Raw genomic sequence first — 25,650 nt, forward strand, 5'->3', positions numbered from 1 at the left:
GCGTGGCATTGCTGTCAACGAAACGTTAACGACACCCCGACTCTACCCAGCCCCTGCGCCTCCGTATAGGCGAGATTGCTTAGATTTTGTGTCCCTTCACGCCTAGGCTAGGTATCCTTTGCTGATGCTTAAAGCCGCGTTTGCTCTCTCCCTGCTGTGCACCCTGTTCGTTCCGCTGCAAGCGGTTGCCCGGGCGACCATCGACAAGATCGAAATCAAGGGCTTGGACGACGACGCCGACGCCGAGATGATCGAGAACATCGAGGTCTCCCTGTCTCTGTATGAGGCCGTGGGCAAGGAGCAGGGCGAATCGCGACTGGAGTATCTGCTGGCGCAGGCCGAACGGCAGACGCGCGAGGCACTGGAACCGTTCGGCTATTACTCGCCGACCATCGATCTGGCCGCGCCGCGCGCCGGCGACAAGGTGACGGTGGTGATCACCGTGGAGCGCGGCGAGCCGGTGCGCGTGCGGCAGTCGCATATCTCCATCACCGGCTGGGCCGAGCAGGATCGTTACCTGGGCCAGGATCTCAAGCAGTTCGAACCGCGCGAAGGCCAGGTCTTCAGCCATCCGCAGTACGAGGCGAGCAAGGTGCGCATCACCCGCCGGCTGGCCGAGCGCGGTTACTTCGATGCCGACTTCACCCAGCGCCGCGTCGCGGTGACGCGCGCCGAACACGCCGCCGATATCGATCTGAACTGGGACAGCGGCCGCCGCTACGACATGGGCAAGGTGCGCTTCGACTACGACTACTTCCGCCCCGGCCTGTTCGAGCCGTTGGTGTATTGGGACGAGGGCAGCTACTACCACGAAGGCAAGCTGGACCGCCTGCGCGAGTCGCTGACCAAGCTGGATTACTTCAGCACCATCGATATCCAGCCCAAGCCGGAAGAAGCCGACGACCAGGGCCGGGTGCCGGTGGATGTGAAACTCACCCGCGCCAAGCGCACCGTCTACACCTCGGGCTTGAGCTACGGCAGCGAGAGCGGCGCCGGTGTGCGTGGCGGCGTGGAGCGGCGCTACGTGAACTCGCGCGGCCACAAGATGGACACGCAGCTGGATTACGCGCAGAACCGCAAGAGCCTGACCACCAGCTACCGCGTGCCGGCGTTCCGCTGGCTGGATGGCTGGTACACCGCCTCGGCGCGGCTCTACGACGAGCAGACCGACTACATCGACCTGCGCAACGTCAAACTCACCGGCAGCCGCAGCGGCCAGATCAACGAGCGCTGGAGTGCGATCGCCTCGATCAATGCCTTGCGCGAGCGCTGGCGGTTCAGCAGCGGCAGCGATTTCACCGATGCGGTCTACGAGACCTCCACGCTGATCTATCCGCAGTTGCAGGTCAATTACGTCAATGTCGACGACCGCCTGTTTCCGCGCAGTGGCGTGTCCGGGCAGGCCTTCATCCGCGGCGGTGCCGAAGGCGCCGGCTCGGATACCAACTTCGGCCAGGTCTACGGCCAGCTGCGCTGGTTTCTGGGCGCCGGCGACAATGGCCGGGTGATCCTGCGCGGCGAAGGCGGCACCACCTGGACCAGCGATCTGGTGGCGATGCCGCCGAGCCTGCGCTTCTTTGCCGGCGGCGCCAACAGCATCCGCGGCTATGCCTTCCGCGAAGTCGGCCCGCGCACGCCCAAGCCGGACGAATTCGCGCTCGGTGCCAAGAACGTGGTCACCGCCAGCGCCGAATACGAGCATTACCTCAAGGGCGGCCCCTGGGGCGGCGCGGTGTTCGTCGATAGCGGCAGCGCCTTCGACGACACGCCCGACTGGCACACCGGTATCGGCTTCGGCCTGCGCTGGCGCTCGCCGGTGGGCCCGGTGCGCGTGGACATCGCGCATGGCCTGAACGACCCCGACTCGCAGTTCCAGCTCTATATCGATATCGGGGCCAACCTGTGAGCACGCCGACCCCTACGCCGCCCCCCGCCCCGCGCCGCACGCGTTTCTACCGCCGACGCCGGTTCTGGGTGGGCTCCGGGCTGACCGTGCTGGGGCTGGTAGTGCTGGCGCTGATCGCGGTGTACTGGTTGCTGCAGACCGTGGCCGGGCGCGATGTGTTGCTGGCCCAGGTCACCGCGCGCCTGCCGGTCGGTGCCACCTTTACCTATGGCAAGGTCGAGGGGCCGGTGGCCGGCCCGCTGACCTTGCGCGATGTCGATTTCCGTTATCAGGACATCCACTTCACCGCCGAGCGCGTGTACCTGGAACCGGACCTGCGCCCGCTGCTCGGGCGCAAGCTGCAACTGGATGCGGTGCAGGTCAGCAATGCCACCTTGAATCTGGGCAAGAGCGACGAGCCGTTCACGCTGCCGAGCTGGCCCGAGTCGCTGCCGCAGATCAACGTGCCGCTGGCGATCCAGGCCGACAAGATCGCTGTGGAGAACCTGCGCATCACCCAGCTGCAGCAGCCGATGATCGTCCTGCACACCGTGCAGGGCGGGCTGGAAGTGGCCACCGGCGAACTGCGCACGCGCAATCTGGTGGTCGATACCGACATGGGCGACTTCCGCCTGCACGGCGACTATGTGCCCAACGACGATTACCGCGCCGACCTCACCGCCACCGCGGTGCTGCCGGCCGCACGCGGGCGCACCCCGGCCAGCCTGGGGCTGGTTGCACGCGGCGATCTGGACAAGATGGAAGTGGCCATTGCCGGCCGCGCGCCGGCACCGCTGCAGGCCAGCCTGGTGTTCACCGGGCGCGACGACCCGACCTGGGCCTTCAAGGCTGTCACCGAGGCGCTGGATACCTCGCTGCTGATGCCGGCCACCAACGGGCAGTACGCCGCCCCGGCCACACCGATCGCACTGAATCTGCAGGCCTCCGGCAAGGGCGGCAACGCCGACCTGCAAGGCAGCGTCAAGCAGGGCGAGTTGAGCGCCACCTTGCAGCCCTCGCACATCAGCCTGCTGGACCAGGTGATCACGGTCGAGCCGTTGGTGATCGATGCCTTCGAAGGCCGCGCGCAGTTGCGTGGCACTGCGGATTTTCGCGATACGCAGAATCCGAGCTTCCGTTTTGCGGTCAACGCCAGCGGCCTGCGCTTCACCCCGACGCCGGACCCGGCCACCCCCGATGCGCCGGTGGTCCCGGTCGAACTGGTCGACGCGCGTCTGGGCGTGGCCGGCACCTTGAAGGCGTGGGCGGCGATCGGCCGCGCCACGCTGGAGCGCGACGGGCAGCAGGCCGCACTGGTGTTCGACAGCCGCGGCAACGATCAGCGTGCGCAGCTCAAGCAGGTGCAGGCCAAGACCCCGGGCGGCTCGCTGGATCTCACCGGCGAAGTGGGCTGGACGCCGGAGCTGCAATGGGATGTCACTGCCCAGCTGGCCAAGTTCGATCCGGGCTATTTTGCGCCAGGCTGGAATGGCAATCTGTCCGGCAAGGTCGCCTCCAAGGGCCGCCAGCTGCCGGCACCGGCCGGTGGTGTGTCGCCGGGCTTCGAGGCCACTGCGGATATTCCAAGCTTGACCGGCCAGCTGCGTCAACGCGCGCTGTCGGCCAACGGCAAGTTCGCCTTGCGTGGTGAACAGGGCGAGGGCCAATTGCAGCTGTCGCTGGGCAATAGCCGCATCACTGCCAAGGGCAAGGTCGGCGACCAGCTGGACATCGCCGCGCAATTGCAGCCGCTGCAGCTGGACGATGTCTTGCCCGGCGCCACCGGCACGATGCGCGGGCAACTGCAGGTCAGCGGCAAGCGCGATGCCCCGGACATCACTGCCGACATTGTCGGCAACGGCTTGCGCTGGAACGACTACAGCGCGCATGGCATCAGCCTGCGTGGGCGTCTGCCGTGGCGCGGCAGCGACGGACAACTGGCATTGCAGGGCACCGCGATCGAAGCCGGCGTGGTACTGGACAGCGTGCGTGTGCAGGCACGCGGTGCGGTGGAAGCGCTGCGCCTGGATGCCGATATCGCCAACAGCATGGCCAACGTTGCGCTGCAGGGCGATGTCCGTCGCAACGGCGAGCGCTGGCAGGGCCAGGTTGCCACGCTGCGGATCGCACCGGCCAAGGGCGATGCCTGGGCGCTGCGCCAGCCGGCGCAATTCAGCACCGACGGCGCGGCATTTACCCTGTCCGACACCTGCCTGGGCGCGGCCACCGGCGGCGCGCTGTGCGCCAGCGCCAACTGGCCGCGCGAGGGCATGGTGGTGCATGGCGATGCGCTGCCGCTGTCGCTGGTGCAGCCGTGGTTGCCCAAGCAGCAGGGGCGACAGATCTACCTGCGCGGCGAGCTTGCGCTCGATGGCAGCTTCAAGCCGCGCGGCAATGCCTGGGAAGGCTCGTTCCGCCTCGCCTCGCCCGAAGGCGGCATCCGCCTGGGCGAAACCCGCTACGCGGCGGTGGCGGGCAATCCCAACCGCGGCGAGTTGCTGCGCTACGACCAGTTCAGCGTGCAGGCCGATTTCACCCCGCAGCAGATCCAGGCCAAGCTGGGTATCGGCTTCCAGGGTGCCGGCTTTGTCGATGCCAAGTTCAACACCGGCTGGGATGCGTACGCGCCGCTCAACGGCGAGCTGTATCTCAATATGTCGCGGCTGTACTGGCTGGAGCTGGTGGTGGCCGATGTGGTGCAGCCCAAGGGCCTGGTCGAAGGCCATGTGAGCCTGCGCGGCACCCGCGACAAACCGCTGCTGGGCGGCGATGCCACCTTGAGCAACTTCACTGCCGAATATCCCTCGATGGGGTTGACCCTGAGCGAGGGCAAGGGACGCTTCGACGCGCTGCCGGATGGCTCGGCCAAGATCACCGCATCGGCCAAGTCCGGCGAAGGCACGCTCAACATCGATGGCGGGCTATCGTGGTTCGGCACCAGCACGCCGTTGCTGCTGAATATCCGCGGCCAGAACGTGCTGGCCTACAACACCAGCGAGTTGCGCATCATCGCCAACCCGGACATGCAGTTCGGCATCACCGACAACACCATGCAACTGCGCGGCAAGGTCACCGTGCCCGAAGCCGATATCGACCTGGAACGCCTGGATCGCGGCACCTCGGTGTCCGAGGACGTGGTGGTGCTGGACCCGGTGGACCCGGAAGAAGCGCCGGCCTCGCCGCTGGATATGGACCTGGCCATCGTGCTTGGCGACAAGGTCAACATGAGCGGCTTCGGCCTGAAGGGTGGACTGAGCGGGCAGATGCAGATCCGCGCGCGCCCGGGCCGCGAGATGACCGCCAACGGCGGGCTGGACGTGCGCGGCCGCTACAAGGCCTACGGCCAGGACCTGACCATCAGTCGCGGCCAGCTGACCTGGAACAACAACATCGTCTCCGACCCGCGCGTGAGCCTGCGCGCCGAACGCAAGGTTGGCGATGTCACCGCCGGCATCGACGTCAGCGGACGCGCCGAATCGCCGCGTGCCGATGTGTGGTCGGAACCGGCGATGTCGCAATCCGAAGCACTGTCCTACCTGGTGCTCGGCCGCGGCCTGTCCACCGCCAGCAGCGACGAAACCCAGCAGGTCAGCGCCGCCTCGGCCGCGCTGTCGGCCGGCAGCAGCCTGATCGCCTCGCAGATCGGCGCCAAGCTCGGCCTGGACGAAGCCGGCGTCAGCGAATCCAGCACCGTCGGCTCGGTGGTGGGCTTCGGCAAGTACCTCTCGCCCAAACTCTATGTCGGCTACGGTGTCTCGATGGTCGGCAGCGGCTCGGTACTGACGCTGAAATACCTGCTCAGCCGTGGCTTCGATGTGGAAGCCGAATCCAGCACGGTGGAGACCAAGGGCTCGGTGAACTGGCGGCGGGAGAAGTAGCAGCCAATCGTGCACCAGCGTATCGCGTGGCGTGCGTGGTGCTACTGCATCGCGTCAGGTCCAGGCCTGACGCAATGCGGATATCCAGGGATGTTTGGTCACGCGTGCGAGACGACATCGCCAGGCCGAGCGCTGCGGTTATCTAGAACCGGCCCCGCCACATTGCCGTGCGGGACACGCCGACATCGTGCAGGCATTACGCACTCTTTATGCCGTTACATCGGCACGTGCCTAGCTCCTTTACGGCCGGCAGACCTACCTTGGCACTCCCGCACTGTGGTGCGTTGAGCCGAACACGATGTGTATCCTGATTTTGCAAGGTCCGCAGGCCGATCCGGCGCAGGTGGCGCCGATGCAGCTGCCCGAGTGTGCTGGCCGTGCATTGCGCACGCTGGCGTGTGCCGATGTCGATGGCTTGATCGCCGGCCTGCAGGCCGCCGGCGGCGATGCCGAGGTGGAACTGGTGTTGCTGGATTCGGGCGATCTGTCGCCGTCCGAGCGTGCGCAGGTGCATGCCACGGCATTGCGTGCGGCACTGGATGCGCTGCCTGCGCCGTACATCGAGCTGCATACCGACGCGGCGCAGGAACTGGAGCCGTGGCTGCATCCGCAACATGCGCCGCTGGCGGTGGTGATTACGCCGCACGATGCGCCGCGCGCCTATGCGATGTCGTTGGGTATTGCCGCGCGCTGTCTGCCGTCCCCGTGCGCGCCCTTGCGCGCCGCTGCCTGAGGAGGCTGCCATGTCGATCATGATCGTGCGTGGGCCGGAGGCGGCGATGCCGCTGGTGCGTGGGCCGCAGCCGTTGCCGCGGGCCGTGATCCGGCAACTGGTGGCGTGCGCGGGGGATGCGGGCAAGACGGTGGCGTTGCGTGCCTGCGGGTCGGAGCAGGAGCTGCTGGATGCCTTGCGCGTGGCCGGGCAGGCGCGGATGGAAATCGCGTTGATCGATCCGGGCAGCTGCGTGGACAGTGCCCGCCTGCACCGTGTGCTCGGCGCGTTGCCGTACCCGTTCGTTGAGGCCCACGACGATCGCGTGGACCGGCCGGAGCGTTGCCTGCCGGAGGGTGTCGGGCGACGCATCGCGACGGTGCGCGGTTACTGCGCGCAGAGCTATCTGCTCGGGCTGGAAATTGCGCTTGAACATCTGGGCTGCACGGAGATCCAGGGCGATGTCCACGTCGGTACCTGAGCCGCGCCAGCTGCATTATTTCGCCGACTACGAGGGCTATTGCGACGGTCGGCCGGTGTTGTGGGGGCAACTGGCCCACAGCGTGGAGGTGCCTGCCGATGGCGCGCTGGATGCCGCCGGGCTGGTAGGTACGTTGCGCCGCCGCGCGGCCGAGGCGCACGGGCTGGAAGCGGGGCAGATCCGCTTGTGCCAGGTCACGCGTCTGTAGCGGCGTGTTCCCGCCACATACAACGACGCCACCCGAAGGTGGCGTCGTCGTTCTGCCGTGCTTGTGCGTCGCTCGACGCAGATCACGTGGGTTGACGCTTACTTGGCCGGGCTGGCCTCCGGCACGAACTTGGTCAGCTGGTTGGTGGTCGCTGCAGTGCCGAAGTTGAAGCGGCCGTAGCCGGCGCCCCAGTACAGCGCACCGTCCACGATGGCCGGCGAGCTGATCACCGAGCCGGTGGCGTCGTAGTTCCACACGGTGGCGCCGGTGTCGGCATCCAGGGCGACCATGTTGCCGGCCATCGAACCGGCGTAGAGCAGGTTCGGCGACACCGTCAGCGAGCCCTGGCCGCCGGCCGGCACGTTCGGATTCACGCGGTTGATGCCGGGCACCTTGACCTGCCACTTGATCTTGCCGGTGGCCGCATCCAGCGCCGCCCACGAACCGCCGTTGTGGCTCTGGGTATTGTCCGGTCCCAGCGTATAGGTGGCGTTGGTGCTGTTGTTGATGGCCACATAGATCTGCGACTTGTACGGGTCGAACGCGGTGCCCCATTCGACGCCGCCGGTGGTGCCGCCCGGGCCGACCTGGGTCGACCAGACCTTGGCGCCGGTGTTGGCGTCGAATGCCCAGTACATGCCGCTCTTCTGGCCGGCGCCGACCAGCTGCTGCGGCTTGCCGTCGCGCGGCACGGTGAACAGCTGCACGCCGGCGCCGCCGAAGTCGTAATCAGGGCCGGTCAGGTTGCTGGCCTGGGTGTTCGGGCACAGGCCATTGGTGGGCGCCGCGACGCATGACAGGTTCCAGGCGTCGTAGCCCTGCGCGCGATCGGCCCAGACCAGCTTGCCGGTGTCCAGGTTCAGCGAGACCACCGAGTCGACGTAGTTGTCCGGCGCCATGCAATCGAGTTCGTCCTGCACGGTGAGTTCGCTGCCGCGGTAGGAGCGTGCGTTGGACACGCAGTTACCCACGCTGGCGGGAACGTTGTAGTTGTTGCCGGTGCCGAAATACAGGCGGCGGTTGACCGGATCGATCGCCACCTGGCCCCACACCGATGCGCCCGTATAGCCTTCGGGGACGTTGTAGAACTGCCACACCTTCTCGCCGGTGTTCAGATCCAGGGCCACCACGCTGCCGCGGAAACTGAAGGTGTGGGTCGGGTCCATGTTGCCCCAGTCGCCGGAAGAGATGCCCAGGTAAACGCGGTTGCCGTAGATCACCGGCGAAGAGGTGATGCGCGCCTGCGGGTTGGCTTCGGCGGTGGTCTTCCACAGCAGCTTGCCGGTCTTCTTGTCGATCGCCAGCACCGTACCGGCGGCCTGGTCGCCGACGATGATGCTGTTGGCGCTGATGGCAGGGGTGTTGCGCGTCACCGAGTTGGCGTTGCCGGTGTAGTCGGACAGCTTGGCCTGCCAGTTCGGCTTGCCGGTCTGGGTGTCGACGCTATACAGCGTGCCGCCCCAGTCGGGCACGTACAACGTTCCCCCTTCCACGCTCGGCGTGGCCGAGATGTCGCCGGTGGTGGTCAGGGTCCAGGCCGGCTTGAGCGTCCCGGCGGTGGTGCGATTGATCTTCCACTCGCCCGGCGCGAAGCGCTGGTTCAAGTAGCCGCCGCCGGCGGTGCTCCAGCTGGTGGGGCTCGCGAACGGCAGCTGATTGCCGAAGCTGCGCCAGATCTGGCCGGAGCGTGCGAACGCCTGGGTATCCAGGGACGACACCGGCTGTTTTGCGGTTGCGGGGGTGGACTGGGCGAAAGCCACTGCGCTGGCAAGCAGGCAGGGAACGAGCGTCAAACTGCGAAATCGCAAGCGGCGAATTGAATGTGTCATCACGGCATGTCCATAGATGGAAGGAAGCGCTGGATCCCCCCGGATCTGCCGACTGAAGATGGCCGATTGTGGCGACCGTGCAACACGCGCACGTCGCTGCATTCATTCAACGGTCGGGTCCGTTCGCATCTGGTGCCACCAGCTTGGAAAAATTGCGTTCAGCGTGTCCGTTATTCGCACAAATGCTGATGATCCATCACTATCGGCATCTGCTGCGATAGAAAAAATGATTGGTCGCGATGCGTGAGTATTTGCACGTAAATCAATGGTCTGCAAAAAGTAACCAGGAAATTTTGCGCCACCTTGTGAGGGTGGCCACTGTGTTGAACAGCGCCTCTCTCCTCTCGGGTGAGGGGCGAAGCCTTCTGTGTCGTCAACATGCACGAGGCTTCGCTCGTCCCCTCATCCGGCGCTTCGCGCCACCTTCTCCCGGTGGGACAAGGAACAAATCGAGCGCACGCTTAGCGGTGAGCTCGGCGCGTTACGCGCTCTGAGGTGAGTGCGCGGCTGTATGCACCGCAGCGGGAGCGATCAGCGCCAACTGCGCGATCGCATCCTGCACCACTTCCGCCACCGTGGCGTCCACATCCACCGACACCACATCCGCTTCGTCCAACGGCAATTCCAATGTCTGCAACTGGCTATCCAGCAGGCCGGGTGGCATGAAGTGGCCGGCGCGTGTGCTCAGGCGCGCAGCGATCACGTGCGGTGCCGCGTGCAGGAACACGAAGCGGATCGGAATGCCGCTGCGGCGCAGCAATTGACGGTGCGCGCCGCGCAAGCCCGAGAACGCGAGCACCACCGACTCGCCAGCGTGTACGCAGTCGCGCAGGGTGGCAGTCAGCAACTCCACCCAGGGCAGACGCATCGCATCGGTGAGTGGTTGGCCTGCGGCCATCTGCGCGCGTGCGGCCACGCTGTGATAGTCGTCGGCATCCAGAAAACGATAGCCGTAATGCGCTGCCAGGGCCTGCGCGATGGTGGTCTTGCCGCTGCCGGAAACGCCCATCACCACGATGGCCAGAGGCGGAGCGGACGCGGGTGGAGCGGGGGTGGCGGTGTCCATCACGTCAGGTTATATCTCCGGAGCGATTCGGCATTTTGCCGGATTTCACGTTGGCGGCAGCCGATGCGTGGTGTAGCGTCGGCGCTCCTCGCCAGGTGAGCGAGCCGCCCAGCGTAACGGCGCGCTCGGCCGGGTTCAACGCACTCCAAGGTCTGCCGATGACGTCATCGCCTGCAACGTCTCCTGCGTCGGCGCGTCTGCGCTGGCGCGAAAAGCTGGGCTACGGCGCCGGCGATCTGGGCCTGAATCTTTACTGGGCCAACATCTCCGCGTTCTTGCTGATCTTCTACACCGACACCATGCATCTGCCGGCAGCGGCGGTGGGCACGATGATTCTGTTGACCAAGATCGCCGATGCGATCGCCGATCCGGCGATGGGCGCACTGGCCGATCGCACGCGCAGCCGCTGGGGCAAATTCCGCCCGTATCTGTTGTGGGGCGCCGTGCCGATGGCGGTGACCGGTGTGCTCGCCTACACCACGCCCGCGCTGGACCAGAACGGGCGCATGTGGTGGGCCACGATCAGCTTTCTGGTGATGATGCTGGCCTACACCGTGGTGAGCATTCCGTACTCGGCATTGTCCGGCGTGATCACCGCCGACAGCAGCCAGCGCACCAGCTTGATCAGCCTGCGCTTCATCGCCGCGTTCGCCGGCACCACGCTAGTGAATTATTGCACCCTGGACTTGGTGGCCTGGCTCGGTGCCGGCAACGATGCGCTGGGCTGGCAGCGCACGATGATGCTGTACGGCGTGGTGGCGGTGGCGCTGTTGGTGACCGTGGCGCTGACCACGCGCGAGCGCGTGCAGCCACCGCCGCAACAGCGCACGCCGATCCGCCGGGATATCGCCGACCTGCTGCAGAACAAGCCGTGGTGCGTGCTGTTCGTGCTGTCGCTGATCATCATGATCACGATTGTCATGCGCGGCGGTGCGGGCGTGTACTACCTCAAGTACTACGTGCAGCGGCCGGAGCTGACCGGGCTGTTCCTGGGCGGCTATTCGGTGTCCTTGGCGGTGGGCGCAGCGATCACGCCGCTACTGACGCGGCAGTGGGACAAGCGCCAGTTGATGACCGCGCTGATGGCGGTGGTGGGCGTGTTGAGTTGTCTGATGTTTTTCATTCCTGCCGATGCGGTGTGGGCGATCTTTGCGCTGAACATGTTGATCGGGCTGGCATTGGGGCCGAAGTCGCCGCTGGCCTTTTCGATGTACGCCGACAGCGCCGACTACACCGAGTGGCGCACCGGCCGGCGCGCCACCGCGATGACCTTTGCCGCCGCGACCTTCTCGCAAAAGCTCGGCGGCGCGCTGGCCTCGGCCGGCATCGCCTGGGTGCTGGCGGGCATGGGCTATGTGGCCAACAGCGCGCAGTCGGCCGGGTCGTTGACCGGCATCGTGCTGCTGCTGACGGTGATCCCGGGCGCGGTGGCGCTGCTGGCGGCCTGGACCATGCGCTTCTATCCACTCGACGATGGCTTGTTGCGCCGCATCCAACACGAACTGGCCGCGCGCAAGCGCGACGAACAGGAGTACCGCTGACCGTGTCTGCACTCTCCCACGCTGATTCCGGCACCACGTCCAACGCCGATCTTTCCGCGTTGCTCGCGCCCAGCGCCGACGGCACGCGGTATGCGCTCTACAGCCCCACTGCGATGCCGAACGCGGGTGGATTCCTGTGGAACCGCCGCATGATGCTGCAGCTGACCTGCCGTGGTTACGCCACCGGGCAGTTCATGCAGCCGGAGCCGGCCAAGTACGCCCATGCGCCGCTGCTGGAGGCGCGCAACTTCATGATGCCCGAGCAGCCCTACTACGCGCATCATCCCGGGCGTTTCTTCTATCTCAAGGACGAAGACAGCGGTGCGTTGTATTCGGTGCCGCACGAACCGGTGCGCGCGCCGCCGGAGCAGTTCGTGTTTTCCGCCGGCAAGCACGATGTGCGCTGGCGGGTGCGCCATGACGGCATCGTGGTGGAGCTGTGTGTGGCGTTGCCCACCGACGATGCGGTGGAGCTGTGGGAATGCCGCGTGCATAACCAGTCCGGGCGTACGCGCCGGCTCAGTCTGTATCCGTATTTTCCGATCGGCTACATGTCGTGGATGCACCAGAGCGGTGGCTATGAGCCGGCGCTGGGCGGCATTGTCTGCCGTAGCGTGGCGCCGTATCAGAAGGTGGACGATTATTTCCGTCAGCGCGATTTCAAGGACTGCACCTTCCTGCTGCACGAGCAGCCCCCGGTGGCCTGGGACGCGCAGCAGATGGCCTTCGAAGGCGAGGGCGGCCTGCATGCGCCCTCGGCCATCCAGGCCGAGCAGCTGGGCAATAGCGACGCGCACTACGAGAACCCGGCAGCCGCGCTGCAGTATCGGCTGACGCTGGACGCCGATGCGGCACGCGTGTATCGCTTCGCGTTCGGGCCGGCCAGGGATGATGCGGAAATCGCCGCGCTGCGTGCGCGCTATCTGTCCGAAGCCGGCTTTGCCGCCGCAGCGCGCGACTACGCGCACTATCTGCAGGGCGGGCAGGGCTGCGTGCAGATCGCCACGCCCGATCCGGCGCTGGACAACCTGGTCAATCATTGGTTGCCGCGGCAGGTGTTCTATCACGGCGACGTCAATCGCCTGACCACCGATCCGCAGACGCGCAACTATCTGCAGGACCACATGGGCATGGCCTACCTGCAGCCGGCCACCGCACGCGCGGCGTTGCTGCACGCGCTCTCGCAGCAGGAACCCAGCGGCGCGATGCCGGACGGCATCCTGCTGGTGGAAGGCGCCGAGCTGAAATACATCAACCAGGTGCCGCATACCGATCACTGCGTGTGGTTGCCGATCTTCCTGAGCGCCTATCTGGCCGAAACCGGCGACGCCAGCGTGCTCGACGCGGTAGTCCGCACGCACGACGGGCACGCGCTCAGCGTGGCCGAGCGACTGGATGCGGCGATGCACTGGTTGCTGGACGCGCGCGATGCACGTGGTTTGAGTTTCATCGCGCAGGGCGACTGGTGCGATCCGATGAACATGGTCGGCTGGCGCGGCAAGGGCGTGTCCGGCTGGCTCACCGTGGCCACCGCGTATGCGCTGCGGCTGTGGTCGGGCATCTGCGCAGCGCATGGACGAAGCACGCAGGCGGAGACGTTTGCGCAGGCCGTGCGAACGGTCAACGCCGATGCCAATCGCGAACTGTGGGACGGCAACTGGTATGCGCGCGGCATCACCGACGATGGCGTGCGCTTCGGCATCGCCGAGGACGTGGAGGGGCGCATCTATCTCAATCCACAGAGCTTTGCGCTGCTGGCCGGCACCGCCGATAGCGCGCAGCGCGCGGCCCTGCTGGACGCGGTGCGCGAACAGCTGCATACGCCGTACGGGCCGGTGATGCTGGCCCCGGCCTACACGCACATGCGCGATGACGTGGGCCGGTTGACGCAGAAGTGGCCGGGTGCCGCAGAAAACGGCGCGGTCTACAACCATGCGGTGGCGTTCTATCTGTACAGCCTGTACCAGATCGGCGAGGCCGACCGCGCCTGGGAGGTCCTGCGCGCGATGCTGCCCGGCCCCACCCGCGAGGACGTGCTGCAGCGCGGCCACCTGCCGGTGTCGTTGCCCAACTACTATCGCGGCGCCTGGCACCAGTATCCGCGCACGGCCGGGCGTTCCAGCCAGCTGTTCAACACCGGCACGGTGGCCTGGGTGTATCGCTGCGTGCTGGAAGGTCTGTTCGGCCTGGTCGGCGAGGGCGACGCGTTGGCGATCCGCCCGCAGCTGCCCTCGTACTGGCCGCAGGCCCAGGTGACGCGCCAGTTCCGCGGTGCGCAGTTCGAGGTGACGCTGACACGTGAGCCGGGACGCACGCAGGTAGATGTTGAAGTGGATGGAGCCGCTTGCCCGGACCAACGTGTGCACGGCATCGTCGCCGGCCGTACGTATGGGGTGCAGGTGCGCCTGCCCGGCTGAACGGCCCTCACCCGCCCTTCGGGCCCCTCTCCCGCAGGCGGGAGAGGGGGCAGCACCGGGTGGCTGCTGCATCATCGGCTGATCGCGACAACGGCGCATCGTCGCCCGACCGTTCACAACCTCGTACCGCCATGCCGCAGACGTCCCCTGCCGGCTGCCTGAGTGGGTGGGCCGGAGATGCGACAGGCGAGCGCATGGCACACACTGCAACCGTGCTCCCTTCTCCCGCATGCGGGGGAAGGTGCCCGAAGGGCGGATGGGGGCGTTTGACCCTTAGCCCAATGCCTCTTGCCACAGGCTGATTCATAGGGCCGGCTTCCCGGCAGCACGAAACGCATGCATCGCCACACCAACACCATTCCTCAGGCAAGCGCACGGCGCACACCGCAACCGCAGTCCCTTCTCCCGCGTGCGGGAGAAGGTGCCCGAACGGCGGATGAGGGGCGTCTGACGCTTAACGCTCCGCCAAACAGTCCGGCACGAACCCCCAACCCCCAATCCCGATTTCCCACTGCGTAAACTCCCAGGCTCGCCTCGCGCCGCCTAGGAACGCCCCTTGGTCTCAAGCTGGATCCTGCTGCTGGTCTCCGTCGGCTATGCCGCGCTGCTGTTCGGCGTGGCGTGGTGGGGCGACCGTCGTCCGCTGTACCCGGAGCGGCCGTGGCTGCGGCCGGCGGTCTACAGCCTGGCGCTGGCGGTGTACTGCTCGTCGTGGACCTTCTACGGTGCGGTCGGCTCGGCGGTGCGCAACGGCCTCGGCTATCTGCCGATCTACCTGGGCCCGCTGCTGTTGCTGCTGTTCGGCTGGCGCATCATCGAGCGGCTGGCGCTGATCGCACGCGCCGAGAACACCGTCTCCATCGCCGATTTCATTTCTTCGCGCTATGGTCGTTCGCGGCGGCTGGCGGCGTTGGTGGCGGTGATCGCGCTGGTCGGCATCGTTCCGTATCTGGCGTTGCAGTACAAGGCGGTGGCAATGAGCCTGGAGGTGCTGACCGGGCATAGCAGTGCCGGGCGCGGCATCTTTGCCGATCCGGCGTTGTACGTGGCGCTGTTGATGGCCTTGTTTGCGACCTTGTTCGGCACCCGCCAGGTCGATGCCACCGAACACCACCGCGGCATGATGCTGGCGATCGCGCTGGAGTCGGTGATCAAGTTGATCGCCATCGTCGCGGTGGGCCTGTTCGCCTGGGTGTGGCTGAGCGATCACCAGCTGCCCATCGCCGACTCGGCGCGCACCTTGTTCGAGCACACCCCGTCGGTGGGCTTCATTTCGCAGACCTTGCTGAGCTTTCTGGCGGTGATCTGCCTGCCGCGCCAGTTCCATGTGGCGGTGGTGGAATGCAGCGACGTCGGCGACATCCGTCGCGCGCGCTGGTTGTTCGGTGCCTATCTGGTGATCATCTCGGCGATGGTGGTGCCGATCGCCTCGGCCGGCGTGGCCTTGTTCGGCAAGGGCAGCACGGTGGTCGACGACGCGGTGGTGCTGGCGCTGCCGCTGAGCCAGGGCAATATCGTGCTGGCATTGGTGGCCTATGTAGGCGGGTTTTCCGCCGCCACCGGCATGGTGATCGTGGCCAGCATCGCGTTGGCCACCATGGTCAGCAACGATCTGGTGATGCCGGTGCTGCTGCGCCGCCGCGGCAGCGCCGATGCGCGCGCGGCGGTGGCCTCGCGGGTGTTGTGGATCCGTCGCGTCGCCATCCTGTTGCTGGCGCTGATCGCCTACGGCTACCACCGCAGCGTGGCCAACGACACCACCTTGGCGGCCTACGGCTTGATGGCCTTTGCGGCGGTGGCGCAGTTCGCGCCGGGGGTGATCGGCGGGCTGTACTGGCGCGGCGCCAGCCGCAAGGGCGTGGAGACCGGCATGGTGCTGGGCTTCATGACCTGGATCTACACGCTGCTGCTGCCGGCTGCCACGCGCGCAGGCTGGATGCAGCCGGACTGGCTGGTGGACGGGCCGTTCGGCATCGCCTGGTTGCAGCCGCAGCAGCTGTTCGGCATGCATGGCTGGGACCCGCTGGCGCACGGCACGTTCTGGTCGCTGCTGATCAATGTCGGCGCAATGCTGCTGGTCTCCGCACGCTGGCGCCCCGGCGTGGACGAACGCCTGCGCGCCGCGCCATTCCTGGAGCCGTATGCGCAGCGTCCGGCGGTGGCCGGCGACTGGCCCGGGCATGTGCGCGTGGCCGATCTGCAGGCACTGGCCGAGCGCGTGGTGGGCGAGCGGCATGCGCATCGTGCCTTCGTCGACCAGGCGGTGCTGCTGGAGCGCGAACTGCAACCGGCCGTGGTGGCCGATCGCGCCTGGGTGCAGTTCACCGAGCGCCTGCTGGCCGCCTCGATCGGCGCGGCCTCCGCACGGCTGGTGCTGACCAGCCTGTTGCGCGGCTCGGGCATGGAACTGGGCGAGGTGGTGGCGGTGCTGGACGAAGCCGGCCAGGAGCTGCGCTTCAATCGCGAGATCCTGTCCACCACGCTGGAAAACATCAGCGCCGCGGTCAGCGTGGTCGACCCGGAAATGCGCCTGACCGCGTGGAATCGTCGCTATCAGCAGCTGTTCGGGTATCCGGACGGCATGCTGTATGTCGGTCGCCCGGTGGCGGATCTTATCCGCTATAACGCCGAGCGCGGTGAGCTGGGCGAGGGCGATATCGAAGATCAGATCGATCGCCGTATCCGCCACATGCGTGCCGGCTCGCCGCATGTGTTCGAGCGCACCCGCAGCGACGGCAAGGTGATCGAGATGCGCGGCCAGGCGCTGCCCGGCGGCGGTTATGTCACCAGCTACAACGACATCACCGACTACAAGCGTGCCGAACGCGCGCTGCTGGACGCCAACGAGAACCTGGAGCAGCGCGTGGCCGATCGCTCGCGCGAGGCCGAGCTGGCGCAGCAATCCAAGACGCGCTTTCTGGCCGCGATCAGCCACGACGTGTTGCAGCCGCTCAATGCCGCGCGGCTGTTCGCCTCGGCCCTGCGCGAGAGCCATCAGAACAACGAGGAGCAACGCCATCTGGCCGAGCGTGTGGATGCTTCGCTGCGCGCGGCCGAGGAGTTGCTCGATGGCCTGCTCGACGTCTCGCGGCTGGATGCCGGCGGCCTGCGGCCCACGGTCGAGGACTTCGATGCCAGCGCGCTGATGCACGAACTGGCCGCGCAATACGCGCCGGTGGCGGCCAGCCGCGGTCTGCAGCTGCAGGTGCACAGCCGCCCGCTGTGGGTGCGCAGCGACCGCCGTCTGCTGCGCCGGGTGATGCAGAACTTCCTCGCCAATGCGCTGCGCTACACGCGCCAGGGCCGCATCGTGCTGGGCATGCGCGGCCGCGGCGAGCACGTGGAGCTGCAGGTGTGGGACACCGGCCCGGGCATTCCCGAGCACCACATGCGGCAGATCTTCGAAGAATTCCGCCGCTATCAGCAGCCGTTCGACTGGGGCGAGCAGGGTCTGGGCCTGGGCCTGTCGATCTGCCAACGCATCTCGCGCCTGCTCGATCACGACCTGAGCGCGCGCAGCCAGGTCGGTCGCGGCAGCATGTTCTCGATCCTGCTGCCGCGTGTGGCGGCAGTCCGGCTGGCCCCGGTACTGCCGGTCGCCGTTGCGCGCGCGCTGCCCAGCGGCGATTCGCTGGCGGGCCTGTGCGTGCTGTGCGTGGACAACGACCGCGAGATCCTCGACGGCATGCGCGCCCTGCTCGGTCGCTGGCAGGTGGAGGTGATCACCGCCAGCACGGTGGATCAGGCGCTGGAACGCGCGCGCGAACAACCGGACCTGATGCTGGTGGATTACCACCTGCACGACCGGCTCGATGGCCTGGACACGCTGGATGCGCTGCAGGCCGTCGCCACCGCGCCGATTGCCGGCGCCCTGCTCACCGCCGATGGCCGCGACGAACTCAAGCAACTCGCGCGTGCGCGCGGCTATCGCTTGCTGACCAAACCGGTGAAGCCGGCCTCGTTACGCGCGTTCCTGAGTGCGCATCACGACGCGAAAACGCGCTGACGGGTGTATCGCTGCCATCACCGCGACATGCGGGACTGCACGCGGCATCGATTAAAAATCCCACGATGCCGATCGCGCGCGGAGCGCAATGCCATGCATCGTAGGAGCGCACCCGGGCGCGACAGGCATTACCGATAACGCCTCGTCGCGCCCGGGTGCGCTCCTACCGGAGACTGCCGTGTGCTACGCGGCACCGCTGAGGTGTTCGTAGAGGATGACGCTGCCGACGATCACCAGGATCACACCGCCGAGGATCTCGGCGCGTTTGCCGATCAGGTTGCCAAGCACGCGGCCCAGCATGACGCCTGCGGTGACCATGCTGAAGGTGCACAGCCCGACCACCATCGCCACCACGCCGATATGCACGTCCAGAAAGGCCAGGCTCACGCCGACCGCCATCGCATCGATGCTGGTGGCAAAACCGGTGGTGGCCAAGGCGAGCAAGCCATGCCGTTTCGGCGTACTGGACGCTGCTTCTTCGGCGTCGTCCGGATCGTTGCGCAGCCCGGCCACGATCATGTGCGTGCCCAGCGCACCGAGCAGCACGAAGGCGATCCAGTGGTCGTAGTCGGACACGTAGCTGGACGCGGCGCGCCCCAGCAGCCAGCCGATCACCGGGGTGATCGCCTCGATGCAACCGAAGATCAACCCGGCGCGCAATGCATCGCGCCACTGCGGCTTGCGCATCGCCGCGCCCTTGCCGATCGCTGCGGCAAACGCATCGGTCGACATCGCGAAACCGATCAAAATAATGGAAAAAGGAGACATCGACATTCTCGGGTTGGGCACGATCACAACGACATGCGCCCGCGCCAACCGTTGTTGTGCACGCATGCCGCTGGTCTCGCCAAACCGGAACTGGTTGCCTGCACCACGGCGCAATGGCCGAGTATGTTGATGCAGGCGCTTTCGATGGACGAAAGCAGGCTACTCCCCAAGGGGTGCGCAGTGTACCAACGCATGGCCGCGTTCGGTGCGCCTGCACCGCACGCAAAGGTCGGTCTGATCTTCATAGCCGTGGCTATTGCGACACAGGGTCGACGCGGTTTTTGCCTTGTTTTCGAGACCTAAACGCCAGCAAGGCATGTCCGCCCACCGGCGAACGTGGCGCCTGATAGCCTTGGCTATAGCGGCAAATCGTCTTCGTACCGGTGAAGCAAACAGCGAAAGACGCGGGAAAAGCCGCTGATGCGGGATGTGCTGCGCACAGTGCGATACGGCAGTTGCATGTCTGGACGCGCGTGGAAGAGCCAGCGCCTGCATGGAGCTGTCTTTCAGGACGTCGATGCAGGGATGCAGCGATCTGCAACGATGCAGTGATCTCCACAGCGTTTGGAACTGTGCAGCCTGCGGTGCCGCAGAAGCTGCTCGCGAAGCCGGTCGAGGCGGCTGCGATGGCCGCGCTGCCATCGCAGCACTGCGGAAAGATCGCGCAGCGCTCCGCGCACAGGGGCAGCCGCGCAACGGGGAGACACCAGAAGTCAGCCGTCAGAAGCGAGCAGCAGGAAACACCAGCGCCGACTCGAACTCCCGGCGCGGGCCGCAGCTACATCAACGCTGCGGAGATCTCTGCCGTCGCCGCACACAAGGCCTGCAAAGCCGCGTGCGGGCCGACCAGTTCCGGGCGGCGTGCGATGAACGGCACGGTGAGCGTATAGGTCGCACTGCCGCGTTGCAGGATCGGTGCGGTCAGATCGACCACGCCCACCACCGCTTCGCTGGGCTGCATGGCGTAGCCATCGTTGCGCGCTTGCGCTGCGTCAGCCAGAAACTGCGCACGCTCGAACGTCACCTCGCTGGCGTCGAGCATGTCCAACCAGCGCGCCTGCACCTCCGGCTGCTGGAAGGCGAACAGCACCAGCCCGGAACTGGAATGCGTCAACGGGCGGCGATGGCCCGGGCGCACCACCAGGCCCAGGTCGCTGGGCACGTCCATCTGCGCGATCACCACGATCTGGTCGCCGGACGGCGCCACCAGGTGGCAGGGCTGATAGATCGCATCGGCCAGCCGGCGCATCACCGGCAACGCCGCCTCGCTGATGCTCTGCACCTGCGGCTGCTGCATGCCGAGCATGAACAGCCGATTGGTCAGCACATAGTCGCCCTCGCCGTCGCGGGTGAGATAGCCGCGCTCCTCCAGCACCTGCAGCATGCGGAAGATCTCCCCGCGCGAGCGGCCGATGCCCTGCGAGATCGCGCCCATGCTCATCGGTTGCGCCTGGCGGGCGAGCAGCTCGAGGATGTCCAGTCCCTTGTCCAGGGCGGGGGCGCGGTACTTGGCGGGTTCGGTGCTCATCCGTTTGCGGCTCCAGGCAAGGCTGCGGCGCGCCAGGGTACAGGCATCGCGGGCCGCGGGAAGATGTGGCGCTTGCGTGCAAATATAAACAAAGATTTTATATTTGCATGGCACTGGCGCGCGCAGTACGCTCGCCGCACAGCAACGCAAGCGCCACAGCCTTGGGAGGGGATCGGTCGCATGCATCACAGTGACATTGCCGCGTCACCGCGCGGCAACCTGGCGCGTACCGCCATGGTTCCCCTGTTGTTGATCGTCAGCCTGTTCTTTTTGTGGGGCATGGCCAACAACCTCAACGACATCCTGATCAAGCAGTTCAAGAAGGCCTTCGAGCTGACCGACCTGCAGGCGGGGCTGGTCCAGAGCGCCTTCTATCTGGGCTATTTCGTATTCGCGATGCCGGCGGCGATGTTCATGCGCCGCTACAGCTACAAGGCGGCGGTGGTGCTGGGCCTGCTGCTGTATGCGTGCGGCGCGTTCCTGTTCTATCCGGCCGCGCAGGTGCATACCTACTGGCTGTTCCTGCTGGCCTTGTTCGTCATCGCCAGCGGCCTGGCGTTCCTGGAAACCACCGCCAACCCGCTGGTGACCGTGCTTGGCCCGGCAGAGGGTGCGGCACGGCGGTTGAATCTGGCCCAGGCGTTCAACCCGTTGGGCTCGATCACCGGCGTGCTGGTCGGCCAGCACTTCATCTTCTCCGGCGTGGAGCACACCCCGGCCGAGCTGGCGGCGATGACGCCGGCCGCGCGCGCGGCGTTCTTCGCCACCGAATCGGCAGCGGTGCAGACGCCGTATCTGGTGATCGGCGTGGTGGTGGTGCTGTGGGCGATCCTGATCGCGCTGGCGCGCTTTCCCACCGGCGATGCCGGCGTGGGCGAGGCCGCGCCCAGGCGCGCACGCTTCGGCGAGTTGCTGCGCAACCGGTTGTTCGTGTTTTCGGTGGTGGCGCAGTTTTTCTACGTGGGCGCGCAGGTCGGCATCTGGAGCTATCTGATCCGTTATCTGCAGGACGCGGTGCCGGGCACGCCGGAAAAAAGCGCGGCCACCTACCTGACCATCTCGCTGGTGCTGTTCATGGCCGGCCGCTTCATCGGCACCGCACTGTTGCGCTATCTGGCGCCGGCCAGGTTGCTGGCGAGTTTTGCCACGATCAATCTGGTGTTGTGCGCGGTGGCGATCGCTTTCCCCGGGTGGACCGGCCTGTACGCGCTGGTGGCCGCCAGCGTGTTCATGTCGGTGATGTTCCCGACCATCTTTGCGCTGGGCCTGGATGGCATGCACGACGATGCGCGCAAGCTGGGCTCGTCGTTGCTGGTGATGTCCATCATCGGTGGTGCGCTGCTCACGGCGGTGATGGGCGCGGTGTCGGACATGGCCGGTATCCACTGGGCGATGGTGGTGCCGGGCGGGTGCTTTGCGGTGATCCTGCTGTTTGCGTTGCGCGCGCGCCGCGCTGCGCCGGCGGTTGCAGGAGCGGGCGCATGAGCACGCGGCGTCTGTGCTACGTGCTGGATCTGCACGACGATCCGCAGTTGATCGCCGAGTACGAGCGTTGGCATCGGCCCGGCGAAGTCTGGCCGGAAGTGGTGGCCTCGTTGCAGCAGGCCGGCATCCTGGAGCTGGAGATCTTTCGCAGCGGCGATCGGCTGGTGATGCTGATGGAAGTCGGCGACGACTACGATCCGGCGGCCAAGGCGGCGCGGGATGCGAGTGATCCGCGGATTCAGGCCTGGGAAGACTTGATGTGGCGGTTCCAGAAACCGCTGCCGGGCAGCGCGCATGGGGAGAAGTGGCGCGAAGCCGGGCGGATCTTTGCGTTGAGTGCGGCGATCGACGCGCAGCGCTAGCCGTGCCCCTCATCCGCCCTTCGGGCACCTTCTCCCGCTTGCGGGAGAAGGGAGCGCTTGTTCGGCCGGCGCTGCGGTTCCGGCGGGCTCCGCCATCCGGGGCGAGGCTTCCGAGTCGAGGATTTGGCGGCCGTGCCAAGCGATAAGCGAGCAGGTCCGCATCCCCCTGCGGGCACCTTTTCTTGCTCGCGGGAGAACGAAGCGGTCGTCCGACCGGGACTGCGATCCGGCCGGCTTGGCTATACCGGGTGGGCGCTTCTGGGCCGGAGTCTTCGGCCTGGCGAACGGCTGACCGGTAGCACGCTGCAGACGCCCAACGGTGGGCACATGGGCGCAGACGCGCCCACCACGCCTGAGCCAACGCCGATCAGGCCCTTCTCCCGCGCGCGGGAGAAGGGCCCGCAGGGCGGATGAGGGGCTGCGTGCTCAGTCCTTGGCGTTGCCGGCCAGATCCTCGACCCGATAACGTTCACCTGGATGGCTGAGCCGTTCTGGCCGGATCGCAGTCCCGGCCGGACAACCGCTCCCTTCTCCCGTGCGTGGGAGAAGGTGCCCGCAGGGCGGATGAGGGGCTGCGTGGTCAGCCCTTGGCGTTGCCGGCCAGATCCTCGACCCGATAACGTTCACCTGGATGCCTGAGCCGTTCCGGCCGCATCGCAGTCCCGGCCGGACAACCGTTCCCTTCTCCCGCGCGCGGGAGAAGGTGCCCGCAGGGCGGATGAGGGTCAACGTGGTCAGCCCTTGCCGTTGCCGGCCAGATCCTCGACCCAGAAACGTCCGTCCGGATAGCTGAACTCTGCAATCGAGGACGCATGCATTTCAGCCGAGAAACCCGCCGCCTCCGGAGCCAGATAGCGGCCGTGCCGGATGCGCACCGGGTCCAGGAAATGCTGGTGCAGGTGGTCGACGAATTCGATCGCGCGGTCTTCCATCTTGCCGGTGATGGCGACGAAGTCGGCCATGGCCAGGTGTTGCACCAGCTCGCACAGGCCGACGCCGCCGGCGTGCGGGAACACGCGCACATTGAACTTGGCGGCCAGCAGCAGGATGGCGAGGTTTTCGTTGACGCCGCCCACGCGCGCGGCGTCGATCTGGATCAGGTCCACCGCGCCGGCTTGCAGCAGCTGCTTGAACACCACACGGTTCTGGGTGTGCTCGCCGGTGGACACCGGCACCGGGGTGATGCCCTGGCGGATCGCAGCGTGGCCGAGCACATCGTCCGGGCTGGTGGGTTCTTCGATCCAGGCGATGTCGAATTCGGCCAGCTGGCGCATCCAGTCGATCGCCGGGCCCACGTCCCAGCGCTGGTTGGCGTCCACCGCCATCGCGATATCCGGGCCGATCGCCCCACGCGCCAGGCGGCAGCGGCGGATGTCGTCCTGCACGTTGGCGCCGACCTTGAGCTTGATGGTGCGGAAGCCGTCGGCCACTGCCTCCTTGGCCAGGCGCACCAGCTTTTCGTCCGAGTAGCCGAGCCAGCCGGGCGAGGTGGTGTAGGCGGGATAGCCCTGTTCGATCAGCGTGGCGATGCGTTGCGCGCGCTGCGGTTGCGCATCGTGCAGGATCGCCAGCGCTTCGTCGCGGGTGAGCGCGTCGGTGAGGTAGCGGAAGTCGATGGTGTCGACCAGCTGCTCCGGGCTGAGCTCGGCGATGTAGCGCCACAGCGGTTTTTTCGCCGCGCGCGCGGCCAGGTCCCAGGCGGCGTTGATCACTGCGCCGATCGCCATGTGCATCACGCCCTTTTCCGGGCCCAGCCAGCGCAGCTGCGAGTCGTTGGTGAGCCGGCGCGCGAACGCGCCCAGGTCGGCGACGACCTCGTCCACCGACAGGCCGACCACGTGCTCGGCCAGTGCGGCCACCGCGGCGGTCTGCACATCGTTGCCGCGGCCGATGGTGAACACCAGGCCGTAGCCGGCCAGGTCATCCGGCGCATCGGTGCGCAGCACGACATAGGCGGCCGAGTAATCCGGATCCGGATTCATCGCATCCGATCCATCCAGCTCGCGCGAGGTGGGGAAGCGGACGTCGTGGGTGTCGAGGGCGATGATGGTGCGCATGAAGGTCCTGGGCGATGGAAACGGGAAATGGAAAAACGGGCAGAAAAGACGTGAGCGAAAGAGGTGCGCTTGAGCCCCTCTCCCCTCGGGAGAGGGGTTGGGGTGAGGGTACGGACGCGAAGCGCCGGAGATATCGAGACGCTGCGGTTACTGATGCGTCTGCAACACAGATCAGCGAATCAACTGCATGCCTCACTGCACTCACTGCACGTCGATAGCAACGCGCGAAGCACTTGAGCATTCAGCGCACCCGCACACTCCGTAAAACAACTTGCAAATAACGCGTCAGCTCCGGCTCCGACATGTCACGCCGAACAGCCAATAGAGCTGCGTCGATCTGCGCGACTGCGTGGTTACGTCCCCTCACCCCAATCCCCGCTCCGCGCCCCGGCCCGCGCCAGCAGCGCGGGCGCTCCAAGGCATGCGCGCCAGTGGCGCGCATGCCTTGGCGCCCCGGAGGGAGATATGTCGCGCGACTGCATGACTACTTGCCTTGACCGCAACTTCTTTCCCGTGGGCACGAAGGTGCCGAATAGAACGACTTCAAACCGCATCGCGCGGGTGCGCCACCACCGGCTGGCGCTGGCGACCCAGCCCTTCGATCTCCAGCTCCATCACGTCGCCCGGCTTCAGATATACCGGCGGCTTCTGGCCCAGGCCCACTCCTGGCGGGGTGCCGGTGCTGATCACATCGCCCGGCATCAGCGTCATGTAGCGGCTGATGTGGCTGACCAGTTCGGCCACGCCGAACACCATCGTGCGGGTGCTGCCGTTCTGATAGCGGTGGCCGTTGACTTCCAGCCACATCGACAGGTTCTGCGGGTCGGTAATCTCATCGCGGGTGACCAGCCACGGACCGATCGGGCCGAAGGTGTCGGCGCTCTTGCCCTTGACCCATTGGCCGCCGTGTTCGAGCTGGAATTCGCGCTCGGACAGATCGTTGATCACCGCGTAGCCGGCGACGTGGTTCAGCGCGTCGTCCACCGAGACATCGCGCGCCACATCGCCGATCACCACGCCCAGTTCCACTTCCCAGTCGCTCTTGACCGAGCCGCGCGGGATGATCACGGTATCGTTCGGCCCGGTCACCGCAGTGGTGGCCTTCATGAAAAGGATCGGCATCTTGGGTACGTCCATGCCCGATTCGGCGGCATGGTCGGCGTAGTTCAACCCCACGCAGATGAACTTGCCGATCTGCCCCACTGCGGCGCCATAGCGCAGCTCGCCTTCGAGCAGCGGCAGCGTGGCCACATCCAGCGCACGCAGCTTGTCCAGGCCGGCATTGGTGATGTGCTCGCCGGCCACATCGTCGATCACGCCGCTCAGATCGCGGATGCGGCCTTGCGTATCGATCAGGCCGGGACGTTCCTGGCCGGGGGCGCCAACGCGTACGAGTTTCATGCAGTCTTCCTTTGCAGATGAGGAAT

General features: G+C 66.5%; 16 protein-coding genes and 1 riboswitch. Of the genes, 10 read left to right on the plus strand and 6 right to left on the minus strand.

The window, feature by feature from the left end; translation table 11 throughout:
* Positions 1-124: 124 nt before the first annotated feature.
* From XaplCFBP3123_RS15425 to XaplCFBP3123_RS15445, 5 genes are all read left to right on the plus strand, one after another.
* Positions 125-1,906, plus strand: coding sequence for an autotransporter assembly complex protein TamA (locus XaplCFBP3123_RS15425; RefSeq protein WP_104534840.1), 1,782 nt, complete (start codon positions 125-127; stop codon positions 1,904-1,906).
* On the plus strand, positions 1,903-5,763 hold the full coding sequence (locus XaplCFBP3123_RS15430) for a translocation/assembly module TamB domain-containing protein (protein WP_104534841.1): 3,861 nt from the start codon (positions 1,903-1,905) through the stop codon (positions 5,761-5,763). The genes XaplCFBP3123_RS15425 and XaplCFBP3123_RS15430 overlap by 4 nt, the downstream gene beginning before the upstream one ends.
* Before the next feature lie 298 nt (positions 5,764-6,061).
* A complete protein-coding gene (locus XaplCFBP3123_RS15435; RefSeq protein WP_104534842.1) occupies positions 6,062-6,496 on the plus strand; it encodes a hypothetical protein in 435 nt (144 codons plus the stop codon).
* A 10-nt stretch (positions 6,497-6,506) separates the two neighbouring features.
* Positions 6,507-6,956, plus strand: coding sequence for a 3-dehydroquinate dehydratase (locus tag XaplCFBP3123_RS15440; protein WP_172453303.1), 450 nt, complete (start codon positions 6,507-6,509; stop codon positions 6,954-6,956).
* A complete protein-coding gene (locus tag XaplCFBP3123_RS15445; RefSeq protein ID WP_104534843.1) occupies positions 6,937-7,164 on the plus strand; it encodes a hypothetical protein in 228 nt (75 codons plus the stop codon). Before XaplCFBP3123_RS15440 ends, XaplCFBP3123_RS15445 begins: the two co-directional genes overlap by 20 nt.
* A gap of 98 nt (positions 7,165-7,262) precedes the next feature.
* Here XaplCFBP3123_RS15445 and XaplCFBP3123_RS15450 read toward each other — a convergent pair whose 3' ends face one another.
* Both XaplCFBP3123_RS15450 and XaplCFBP3123_RS15455 read right to left on the minus strand, forming a co-directional pair.
* Positions 7,263-8,993 (minus strand): PQQ-binding-like beta-propeller repeat protein, encoded by a 1,731-nt coding sequence (locus XaplCFBP3123_RS15450; RefSeq protein WP_104534844.1) that lies wholly within the window; start codon positions 8,991-8,993, stop codon positions 7,263-7,265.
* Between the two features lie 481 nt (positions 8,994-9,474).
* Positions 9,475-10,059, minus strand: a complete 585-nt coding sequence (locus tag XaplCFBP3123_RS15455; protein WP_104534845.1) for a gluconokinase — start codon at positions 10,057-10,059, stop codon at positions 9,475-9,477.
* A 158-nt stretch (positions 10,060-10,217) separates the two neighbouring features.
* Between XaplCFBP3123_RS15455 and XaplCFBP3123_RS15460 the strand changes: the two genes are divergently transcribed.
* The 3 genes from XaplCFBP3123_RS15460 to XaplCFBP3123_RS15470 all read left to right on the plus strand — a co-directional run bounded on the left by XaplCFBP3123_RS15460 (position 10,218) and on the right by XaplCFBP3123_RS15470 (position 18,023).
* A complete protein-coding gene (locus XaplCFBP3123_RS15460; RefSeq protein WP_104535028.1) occupies positions 10,218-11,600 on the plus strand; it encodes an MFS transporter in 1,383 nt (460 codons plus the stop codon).
* Positions 11,597-14,017: a GH36-type glycosyl hydrolase domain-containing protein gene (locus tag XaplCFBP3123_RS15465; RefSeq protein WP_429001635.1), complete on the plus strand. Its 2,421-nt coding sequence runs from the start codon at positions 11,597-11,599 to the stop codon at positions 14,015-14,017. Before XaplCFBP3123_RS15460 ends, XaplCFBP3123_RS15465 begins: the two co-directional genes overlap by 4 nt.
* 556 nt (positions 14,018-14,573) lie before the next feature.
* Positions 14,574-18,023 carry a hybrid sensor histidine kinase/response regulator gene (locus XaplCFBP3123_RS15470; protein WP_104534847.1) on the plus strand — a complete coding sequence of 1,150 codons (3,450 nt, stop codon included), beginning with the start codon at positions 14,574-14,576 and terminating at the stop codon, positions 18,021-18,023.
* A 183-nt stretch (positions 18,024-18,206) separates the two neighbouring features.
* On the opposite strand, the gene XaplCFBP3123_RS15475 is transcribed toward XaplCFBP3123_RS15470, so the two are convergent.
* Together XaplCFBP3123_RS15475 and XaplCFBP3123_RS15480 are read right to left on the minus strand one after the other, a co-directional pair.
* On the minus strand, positions 18,207-18,791 hold the full coding sequence (locus XaplCFBP3123_RS15475; RefSeq protein WP_104535029.1) for a manganese efflux pump MntP family protein: 585 nt from the start codon (positions 18,789-18,791) through the stop codon (positions 18,207-18,209).
* Between the two features lie 12 nt (positions 18,792-18,803).
* Positions 18,804-18,965, minus strand: a riboswitch (yybP-ykoY riboswitch).
* A gap of 604 nt (positions 18,966-19,569) precedes the next feature.
* Positions 19,570-20,319: an IclR family transcriptional regulator gene (locus XaplCFBP3123_RS15480; protein ID WP_104534848.1), complete on the minus strand. Its 750-nt coding sequence runs from the start codon at positions 20,317-20,319 to the stop codon at positions 19,570-19,572.
* 180 nt (positions 20,320-20,499) lie between these two features.
* Here XaplCFBP3123_RS15480 and fucP point away from each other — a divergent pair, with 180 nt between their 5' ends.
* Both fucP and XaplCFBP3123_RS15490 read left to right on the plus strand, forming a co-directional pair.
* Positions 20,500-21,804 carry an L-fucose:H+ symporter permease gene (fucP, locus tag XaplCFBP3123_RS15485; protein ID WP_104534849.1) on the plus strand — a complete coding sequence of 435 codons (1,305 nt, stop codon included), beginning with the start codon at positions 20,500-20,502 and terminating at the stop codon, positions 21,802-21,804.
* Positions 21,801-22,166: an L-fucose mutarotase gene (locus XaplCFBP3123_RS15490; protein ID WP_104534850.1), complete on the plus strand. Its 366-nt coding sequence runs from the start codon at positions 21,801-21,803 to the stop codon at positions 22,164-22,166. Before fucP ends, XaplCFBP3123_RS15490 begins: the two co-directional genes overlap by 4 nt.
* A gap of 734 nt (positions 22,167-22,900) precedes the next feature.
* On the opposite strand, the gene XaplCFBP3123_RS15495 is transcribed toward XaplCFBP3123_RS15490, so the two are convergent.
* Both XaplCFBP3123_RS15495 and XaplCFBP3123_RS15500 read right to left on the minus strand, forming a co-directional pair.
* Positions 22,901-24,223: an L-fuconate dehydratase gene (locus tag XaplCFBP3123_RS15495; RefSeq protein WP_104534851.1), complete on the minus strand. Its 1,323-nt coding sequence runs from the start codon at positions 24,221-24,223 to the stop codon at positions 22,901-22,903.
* A gap of 543 nt (positions 24,224-24,766) precedes the next feature.
* The gene (locus tag XaplCFBP3123_RS15500) at positions 24,767-25,624 is read right to left on the minus strand and encodes a fumarylacetoacetate hydrolase family protein (RefSeq protein WP_104534852.1); all 858 of its coding nucleotides are present in this window, start codon (positions 25,622-25,624) and stop codon (positions 24,767-24,769) included.
* Positions 25,625-25,650: the final 26 nt, after the last annotated feature.

Source organism: Xanthomonas arboricola pv. populi (assembly GCF_002939945.1).
GTDB lineage: Bacteria > Pseudomonadota > Gammaproteobacteria > Xanthomonadales > Xanthomonadaceae > Xanthomonas > Xanthomonas arboricola_A.

Coding starts and splice junctions, on each gene's coding strand:
- XaplCFBP3123_RS15425 (WP_104534840.1), top strand. CDS start 125: ATGCTTAAAGCCGCGTTTGCTCTCTCCCTGCTGTGCACCCTGTTCGTT.
- XaplCFBP3123_RS15435 (WP_104534842.1), top strand. CDS start 6,062: ATGTGTATCCTGATTTTGCAAGGTCCGCAGGCCGATCCGGCGCAGGTG.
- XaplCFBP3123_RS15440 (WP_172453303.1), top strand. CDS start 6,507: ATGTCGATCATGATCGTGCGTGGGCCGGAGGCGGCGATGCCGCTGGTG.
- XaplCFBP3123_RS15445 (WP_104534843.1), top strand. CDS start 6,937: ATGTCCACGTCGGTACCTGAGCCGCGCCAGCTGCATTATTTCGCCGAC.
- XaplCFBP3123_RS15450 (WP_104534844.1), bottom strand. CDS start 8,993: ATGACACATTCAATTCGCCGCTTGCGATTTCGCAGTTTGACGCTCGTT.
- XaplCFBP3123_RS15455 (WP_104534845.1), bottom strand. CDS start 10,059: ATGGACACCGCCACCCCCGCTCCACCCGCGTCCGCTCCGCCTCTGGCC.
- XaplCFBP3123_RS15460 (WP_104535028.1), top strand. CDS start 10,218: ATGACGTCATCGCCTGCAACGTCTCCTGCGTCGGCGCGTCTGCGCTGG.
- XaplCFBP3123_RS15475 (WP_104535029.1), bottom strand. CDS start 18,791: ATGTCTCCTTTTTCCATTATTTTGATCGGTTTCGCGATGTCGACCGAT.
- XaplCFBP3123_RS15480 (WP_104534848.1), bottom strand. CDS start 20,319: ATGAGCACCGAACCCGCCAAGTACCGCGCCCCCGCCCTGGACAAGGGA.
- fucP (WP_104534849.1), top strand. CDS start 20,500: ATGCATCACAGTGACATTGCCGCGTCACCGCGCGGCAACCTGGCGCGT.
- XaplCFBP3123_RS15490 (WP_104534850.1), top strand. CDS start 21,801: ATGAGCACGCGGCGTCTGTGCTACGTGCTGGATCTGCACGACGATCCG.
- XaplCFBP3123_RS15495 (WP_104534851.1), bottom strand. CDS start 24,223: ATGCGCACCATCATCGCCCTCGACACCCACGACGTCCGCTTCCCCACC.
- XaplCFBP3123_RS15500 (WP_104534852.1), bottom strand. CDS start 25,624: ATGAAACTCGTACGCGTTGGCGCCCCCGGCCAGGAACGTCCCGGCCTG.